The 7118-nt window shown below is 64.6% G+C and carries 8 protein-coding genes and 1 pseudogene; 6 read left to right on the plus strand and 3 right to left on the minus strand.

The window, feature by feature from the left end:
* Nucleotide 1: 1 nt before the first annotated feature.
* Nucleotides 2-1264, minus strand: a complete 1263-nt coding sequence (locus ACYP5B_RS09900) for a TolC family protein (protein WP_459569459.1) — start codon at nucleotides 1262-1264, stop codon at nucleotides 2-4.
* A 449-nt stretch (nucleotides 1265-1713) separates the two neighbouring features.
* Between ACYP5B_RS09900 and ACYP5B_RS09905 the strand changes: the two genes are divergently transcribed.
* From ACYP5B_RS09905 to ACYP5B_RS09920, 4 genes are read left to right on the plus strand one after another with little or no spacing between them, the layout of a single operon-like run.
* Nucleotides 1714-2376 (plus strand): response regulator transcription factor, encoded by a 663-nt coding sequence (locus ACYP5B_RS09905; protein ID WP_400093768.1) that lies wholly within the window; start codon nucleotides 1714-1716, stop codon nucleotides 2374-2376.
* The gene (locus ACYP5B_RS09910) at nucleotides 2373-3704 is read left to right on the plus strand and encodes an ATP-binding protein (protein WP_459569460.1); all 1332 of its coding nucleotides are present in this window, start codon (nucleotides 2373-2375) and stop codon (nucleotides 3702-3704) included. Before ACYP5B_RS09905 ends, ACYP5B_RS09910 begins: the two co-directional genes overlap by 4 nt.
* Before the next feature lie 30 nt (nucleotides 3705-3734).
* On the plus strand, nucleotides 3735-4034 hold the full coding sequence (locus tag ACYP5B_RS09915) for a hypothetical protein (protein WP_459569461.1): 300 nt from the start codon (nucleotides 3735-3737) through the stop codon (nucleotides 4032-4034).
* Nucleotides 4027-4467, plus strand: a complete 441-nt coding sequence (locus tag ACYP5B_RS09920) for a YbaN family protein (protein ID WP_318236792.1) — start codon at nucleotides 4027-4029, stop codon at nucleotides 4465-4467. Before ACYP5B_RS09915 ends, ACYP5B_RS09920 begins: the two co-directional genes overlap by 8 nt.
* A gap of 42 nt (nucleotides 4468-4509) precedes the next feature.
* On the opposite strand, the gene ACYP5B_RS09925 is transcribed toward ACYP5B_RS09920, so the two are convergent.
* Nucleotides 4510-5169, minus strand: a complete 660-nt coding sequence (locus tag ACYP5B_RS09925; RefSeq protein WP_318236791.1) for a TetR/AcrR family transcriptional regulator — start codon at nucleotides 5167-5169, stop codon at nucleotides 4510-4512.
* A gap of 81 nt (nucleotides 5170-5250) precedes the next feature.
* Between ACYP5B_RS09925 and ACYP5B_RS09930 the strand changes: the two genes are divergently transcribed.
* Entirely contained in the window at nucleotides 5251-6267 is a 1017-nt protein-coding gene (locus tag ACYP5B_RS09930) for an LLM class flavin-dependent oxidoreductase (RefSeq protein ID WP_459569462.1), read from the plus strand.
* Between the two features lie 43 nt (nucleotides 6268-6310).
* On the opposite strand, the pseudogene ACYP5B_RS09935 reads toward ACYP5B_RS09930, so the two are convergent.
* Nucleotides 6311-6590: pseudogene (locus ACYP5B_RS09935) on the minus strand (GNAT family N-acetyltransferase); the annotation flags it as partial.
* Between the two features lie 239 nt (nucleotides 6591-6829).
* Here ACYP5B_RS09935 and ACYP5B_RS09940 point away from each other — a divergent pair.
* Nucleotides 6830-7118, plus strand: a 289-nt coding sequence (locus ACYP5B_RS09940; protein WP_459569463.1) for a hypothetical protein, incomplete at its 3' end; no start/stop codon positions are given.

Raw genomic sequence — 7118 nt, forward strand, 5'->3', positions numbered from 1 at the left:
CTCATTGGACCTGGTAGTTCGGGTTGGCGATCGCATCGGGAGCGGCGAGCGGACGCTGGATAGCATTTTCCAGACGGCCGATGGCCTGCTGCATCTGGAGTTCGGCATCCTGCTGCGCAAGCCGCGCTGCAAGCTCAGTCCGTTCGGCAAGCGTTAGCGCCATGCGGTCAATCTGTCCGGCTTCGAAGGCGCGTCGTGCTGCACGGAGCTGGCGGCCTTGCGCACTGACCTGCTCCGCATTGCTTGTCACGATGCGCTGCGTGGCTTGATAGGCTGCGATGGCGGCATCGGTTTCGCCTAGCGCCCGGGCTTCAAGCCGCTTGAGCTGGGCTTCGGCTTCCAGTCGTCGCGCCCGCGCCTCTGCGATCGGCCCTTCGTTGCGATTGAAGATTGGCAGCACGAGATTGGCAAAGTCGAAGCCAAGCTTGTGCAGGCCTTGGTCAAAGGTATAGCCAGGGCCGAGATGGATGTCCGGATATTGCCTGGCGATTTCCAGCTGCAACGCGGCCTGACTGGCCTCGTATTGCGCTAGCCCGGATAGCAAGTCGGCCCGGTTCAGCAACGCCTGCAGCCGGATTTCCGGGGCCGGGACCGATGCATGAGGTGTCCCGAACTCCGCAAGGTCGATATCCAGGCCATCGAGCGCGCCCGGCCGCAACCCAAGCACATTGGCTACCTGGATCCTGGCGGCGCCAGCCTGCCGCTGCGCGTCCAGCAAGTCCACCTGGGCCTGGATAAGAGCCAGGCGCTGCTGATTCAGCTCCCATGCCGAGGCCTCGCCCAGATGGACGCGCTTGTCCAGGATGGCATTCATGCGTTGGAACAGTGCCAGCTGCTGCTCGAGCAGCGTCGTGCGCGCAGTCGCAAACCACAGGTTCAACAGCTGGGTCCGTAGCTGGCTTCGCACGCTCCAGGCCACATTTGCCACGTCGTCGCGCGCCGCGCTTGCGAGGTGCGTCGCCTGGTCTATCCGGTAGCCGCGCTTGCCGGCAGTCTGAATCGGGATGTCCAGCGCAATGCCTAGCGTCCATGGCGAGTCCCCGTCCTTGGGATTCAGGGTGCCCTGCAACGGCAGCTGCAGCGACGGATTTGGCCGCTGCGCGGCGGTCGTCATGCTGGCTTCCGTGCTCGCCAGTCTGGCACGCGCGATGTCCAGGTCCGGGTTGTAATAGAAGGCGGCAAGAGTCAGGGTATCCGGGTTCCAGCGGGGTGATGGCCGGCCGGCGCTTGAGGGCGGGGAATGCCGCGCAATGAAGTCGCGCAAGCCTGCCGATGCTAGTGAACGCTCGTCAATTGTGTTGGCAATCGAGCTGGCAGAGATTGGGCGTGCGTCATAGTGGTCGAACGCACAAGCAGAAAGGATCGCGCAGCATACCGGGAGGAGCCATGCCCGGGACGAGGCTAGAATCCGGGGCATCGAGCCCGGTCTTGCCGTCTGCGTGGCATTTGCGTCATTCATTCCTCGGCTCCTCTGGTCGATTCCGTCGTCCGATTCAGACTCCCATGAGGTGAGCGGGTGTTGGTCTCGGGATGGTGGTTGGCAACAAGCGGGGGCGAGAATATGGAGCGAAAATTAGCGAGGACTTAGCAGGGGGCAAATCGAAGTGACTTATGCGGTAGTGCCCGCTAAGTCTCAGCTAAGTCTGCGCTAAGTCTCCACTGGCACGCTGCGCACGGGCATGCATGGACAAGCAACCGAAAACTGGGGGGCGGATGCGAACGCTACTGGTAGAAGATGACCCCCTTATCGGAGAGGCCATTTGCCAGACTCTGCGGGACGCGGGCTATGCGGTGGACTGGACGACGGATGGCCGTCAGGCCGCTACGGCGCTATGCACCCAGCGCTACGAGGTGGTTCTGCTGGACCTGGGGCTTCCCGGAAAGGATGGCCTCGAGGTACTGCGCGAGGCACGCAGGAACGGAAATGCGGTGCCGGTCCTCGTCATCACGGCACGCAGCGCGGTAGAAGACCGCATTGCCGGCCTGGACCTCGGCGCGGATGACTATCTGGTCAAGCCGTTTCACATCGGCGAGTTGCTGGCCCGGCTGCGTGCCCTCACGCGGCGGCAAGGCCAGGAGATCTCCCCAATCCTTTGCAACGGCACGCTCTCGCTGGACCAGGCCAGTCACGAGGTTTGGTACCAGGGGATCCAACGCCAGCTGTCGGCTCGCGAATTTGCGCTTCTGCGCGAGTTCCTGCTCCGACCCGGCGTCATCCGCTCCCGCAATGAGCTCGAAGAGCGCCTCTACGGCTGGAACGAGGAAGTCGAAAGTAACGCTATCGAATTCCTCATCCATGGAATCCGCAAAAAGCTCGACGCGGGCGTCATCAAGAATATCAGGGGGGTGGGATGGATGGTGCCAAAGGCGGGGTGAACCGTTCACTCCTATGGATGTTGTCCGTCTCGATCTGCGGCACGATCCTGGTCATCGGGCTCGTGGCGGCGGCGGCGTCGTTCTGGTTTGCCTTTGAGGAGGCGCGCGACCTGCAGGATGACGAGCTCAGGGAGATCGCCTGGCTGGTCTCGCCGGGCGATGCCAAGGCTCTGTCTTCGCAAGGCGGGTTTGCGCAGGCCGATGAGCCAGAGATGCGCATCTGGGTGCTGAAGGTATCCAAGCTAGCCACCCGCGTGGTCACGCCGGACCTGTCGCTGACCCTGCCGGGCGAGCTATCCGATGGTCTGCACACCATTGATTCGCACGGGGAATCGTGGCGCATCTACGTCAGGCCGCTGAGCGCGGAATATGGCCTGGCAGTCGCGCAGCGAACCTCGGCGCGAGACGAGATTGCGCGCGACAGTGCGCTGCGCACGCTGATTCCGCTGTTGTTCGTGATCCCTGTCCTGATACTTCTGGCGGCAATCCTGATCCGGATCCTGCTAGGGAAAGTGCAGCAACTCGCTGCGGAGGTCGACAAGAAGGGCGACACGGATCTGGCGCCGCTGGTCGCGCAGGGCGTGCCATCGGAAATCCTGCCGTTTGTCAGTGCGACCAACAGGCTGCTCGGGCGGTTGCAGTCGGCCATCGCGCAGCAACGCCAGTTCGTCGCCGATGCGGCGCACGAACTGCGCTCGCCGGTGACGGCGATGACGCTCCAGCTTGAGAATGCGCTGACTGTCGAAGACACTACCAACGCAGCCCTGGCTCGCCTCGCGCCTCTGGGGAAGAGCATTTCGCGCATGCGCTCCCTGGTCGAACAATTGTTGTTGCTGGCTGAGCAGGATGCAGGGCCGCCAACGGTCAGTCACGACATCGACACCAAGGCTGTGGTCATCGATGCGCTTGGGGAGATATTCCCGTTCGCGGATTCCAAGGATATCGACCTTGGCCTGGAGGTCGGTGAGGCGCTGACGATTCGCGGGAATCAGGAAGACTTTCGCGTGCTGGTCCGCAATGCCATCGACAATGCGGTCCTGTACACACCACCTGGTGGCAAGGTTGATGTACGGCTGTATCGAATGGCCGACGCCGCCATATTCGAAGTGGAAGACACGGGGCCGGGCATCCCCGAAGAGGAGCTTGCCCGCGTGTTTGACCCGTTCTATCGGGTTGTCGGGTCGGGGCAGCCGGGAAGCGGGCTTGGGCTGGCTATTGTCCGGAGCGCGGCGGCACGCCTGCGTGGCCACGTCAGTTTGCATACCCTCGCGTTGAACGGCAAGGCAGGCTTGCTGTTCGTGTACATGCAACCCCTCGCAGGCAATTGAAGGCGAGCCGGCATTGCCGGGATCCGCGCCATGGCGCGTGCCCGTGCGCCGGGCGTTGACACGTTCATCGAGGCGTTGACCACCTGCATCTCCCGCGTGGACAATGGGGCCAGCCTTGCCCTCTGTCAGAACCGAGAGAATTGCTGCATGCCTTGCGCCGTTGCCGTAGCTGTTGCCGCCACCTCCGGCAAGCCTCCCCTGTCGCAGCGCCTTGGGCGCGGGCGCATGCACGGCCCGACGGAGCGCGCCAGGCCGTTTGCCAGCCGGGCCGGCTATGCCAGCTTTGTCGCGGCGCCGTACTTGCTCCAGCGGGATATCGATCTTGGATGACGCCGACGCTGCTTCGCCGATGCCTCGTCCCAACACGAGCGACCCGCCGCTGCGGCTGGCGCGCACCCGCACGGCACGCGCGCTATTGACCGCGCTGGCGCTGCTGAGCCTCGGCGTAGCCATCCTCGGGCTGTTCGTGCCCGGCCTGCCCAGTACCGAATTCATCCTGCTGTCCGCCTGGGCCGCGGCCAAGGGGTCGCCGCGCCTGCATGCGTGGCTGCTTGGCCATCGCGTGTTTGGCCCGATGCTCTACAACTGGCACAACGGCCGCATGGTGAGCCGCCGCGCCAAGTGGAGCGCCACGGTGGCCATGAGCCTCTGCAGCGCCGTGCTGCTGTTCGGCATGCATCGGCCCTGGCTGGCCTACGGGGCGATTGCCTGCATGGCTTGCGTGCTGGTGTGGCTGTGGCGCCGGCCCGAGCCGGCGGCTTGATACGGGCGCCGCGCCAAATGCGCCCCAAGCGCCCCAAGCGCACTACGCGGTCTGTGTTTCGCGCGGTCTGGCCTTCTTTGCCGCCTTCACCGGCCACGCCAGCATCGCGGTAGCCGCCAGCGATTCCAGCGCGGCGCGCGACGCGCCATCGCGCGCCTGCATCGACATCCCCTGCATTACCGTGTTGAAGAATTTGGCCAGCGCGGACGCATCGGTGCCGGCCGGCAGTTCGCCGCGCTGGATGCCCTGCTGGATGCAGGCCTGCATGGCTTGCTCCTTTTCCTTGCGGCGCTCGCGCAGCGTGTCTTCGATATAGGCGCAGTCGGCCGAGCAACTGGTACCGGTCATCAGGAAGCAGCCGGCGGGGTTGCCCTTGGCGCTGAACAAGGCGGCCGCGCCGGCGAGCAGGCCGTGCACGGCGTCATGCGCGCTGCCAGCGCCTTGCAGCGGCGCGTAGAGCAGCGCGCCGTGGGTATCCGCATAGCGGTCCACGGCTTCGTAGAACAATTGCTCCTTGCTGCCGAACGCGGCATACAGGCTGGGCGCGGTGATTGCCATGGCCTCGGTGAGCGCGGAGATCGAAGTGGAGCTATAGCCATAGCGCCAGAACAGCGACAAGGCCTGGCCCAGCGCCTCGTCGCGATCGAACTGCCTGGGCCGCCCGCGGCCCGCACCGGAAACACTCTTTTTCATAGTGGTCATTATATTTTTCCGTTGCCAGTGACGCCAGTGGTGATTAGTATAGTGATCGTTCAATAAATTGCTGCGCCGCAGTCGCTCGCCATGATCCCTTATTCCCTGCTTGACCTGTCGCCCATCGTGGAAGGCGGCGACGCCGGCCAGGCCATGCACAATTCGCTCGCGCTTGCCCAGCACGCCGAGCGGATGGGCTACCGCCGCTTCTGGCTGGCCGAGCATCACAACATGCCTGGCATCGCCAGCGCAGCCACGGCGGTGCTGATCGGCTATGTCGCCAACGGCACTTCCACCATCCGCGTGGGTTCGGGCGGCATCATGCTGCCCAACCATTCACCGCTGGTGGTGGCAGAGCAGTTCGGCACGCTGGCGTCGCTCTTCCCCGGCCGCATCGACCTTGGCCTGGGCCGCGCGCCGGGCACCGACCAGTCCACCGCGCGGGCGCTGCGCCGCAGCGCCACGCAAGATACGGCCGATGCCTTCCCGCAGGACGTGGAGGAGTTGCAGGCGTACTTCGACGATCCGCGTCCCGGCCAGCGCCTGCGTGCGGTGCCCGGCGCGGGCCTGAAGGTGCCGTTGTGGCTGCTCGGGTCCAGCTTGTTCAGCGCGCAGTTGTCGGCCGCGATGGGCCTGCCTTTCGCGTTTGCCTCGCACTTCGCGCCGGGCTTCATGCGCCAGGCGGTGGACCTGTATCGCAAGACCTTCCAGCCGTCCGAGCAACGGTCCAAGCCGCATGTGATGCTGGGCCTGAATGTGTTCGCGGCGGATTCGGATGCGCAGGCTCGGCGTCTGTTCACGTCGCTGCAGCAGCAATTCCTGGCACTGGTGCGCGGCAGCCCTGGCCCGATCCGGCCCCCGGTGGACAATATCGAGCTGCTGTGGACGGAAACCGAAGCCACGCATATCCGGCGCTCGCTGGCGTGCTCGGTGGTGGGCGATCCGGAAGGCGTGCGCAACGGCTTGCGCGCCTTCGTCGAGGAACTGCAACCCGATGAGCTGATGCTCACCGCGCAGATCTACGATCATGAAGCCCGCCTGCGCTCCTTCGAGATCGCGGCGCAGGCCATGCGTGCGGTGGAATTGCCGGCCAAGGTCACGATCTGAAGCGCGGATTGCGCGGAACCTCTCAGAGGTGCTTGTAGAAGAACACGTCGCCGCGGTGAGGCTGGTTGACAGGCATCGACAGGATGATCGGTGCCAAGGATCTGTCCTTCGCCGTCCTGCGCGATCAGCAGCACGCGCTCGCCACGCGCGACGCCATCGGCCACGCCGCGCCGGAACTGCGTGGCCTTCTCGCGCGGCAGCGGCAGCATGAAGCTCACCGACGCGCCACCCTCCACGCAATCGATCAGCACGTCGGCCCGCGGCTCGATGCAAGCGGCGGCTTCACCGGCGCCGGCACGCCGCACGGTGATGTGTTCGGTCATCCCGGTCATCCGATTCATCGGAGAAGAGCCACCACGCGAACACTTGCCATCGGGTGATAGGCCGGCGTGCCCGCATGCGCGAGGGTCGGTGCTGGGTCGGTGCCGGTCAAGGCTCCAGCACAGGGACTTGGCTTTCAAGGGGCCGGCTTTCAACGGGCTGCCTTGTCAGCAGGATGCGGCCCTTCTTCGCTGAACAAAGGGCTCAGGCATGCCGCGGCGATCAGAACCTTGGCGTCAGCATGAAAGAAAAAAGCCCGCTGCCGGTGTGGCGCGGGCTCACTCTTGCTGTCTGGGTGGCTCCCCTCTCCCGCGTGCGGGAGAGCAACCGTGTCAAGTGGGGTCGGGGGAGAGGGCGGGCGTTGGATGTGGTGTTGGCCTGCTTGACGTCAAAAGGTCAAAAGGTCAAAAGGTCAAAAGGTCAAAAGCTCAACTGCTTAAAGTCAAAGGCAGTTTCACCTCCCCTGCGGGGAGGCGACCTACTTTCTTGTCTCGCCAAGAAAGTAGGCAAAGAAGGCGACCCGGATGCGG

The organism is Cupriavidus sp. 8B (genome assembly GCF_054589115.1).

What these genes read in the sequence shown, in the direction of transcription:
- ACYP5B_RS09905 (WP_400093768.1), top strand. Translation starts at nt 1,714, where the DNA reads ATGCGAACGCTACTGGTAGAAGATGACCCCCTTATCGGAGAGGCCATT.
- ACYP5B_RS09915 (WP_459569461.1), top strand. Translation starts at nt 3,735, where the DNA reads ATGGCGCGTGCCCGTGCGCCGGGCGTTGACACGTTCATCGAGGCGTTG.
- ACYP5B_RS09925 (WP_318236791.1), bottom strand. Translation starts at nt 5,169, where the DNA reads ATGACCACTATGAAAAAGAGTGTTTCCGGTGCGGGCCGCGGGCGGCCC.
- ACYP5B_RS09930 (WP_459569462.1), top strand. Translation starts at nt 5,251, where the DNA reads ATGATCCCTTATTCCCTGCTTGACCTGTCGCCCATCGTGGAAGGCGGC.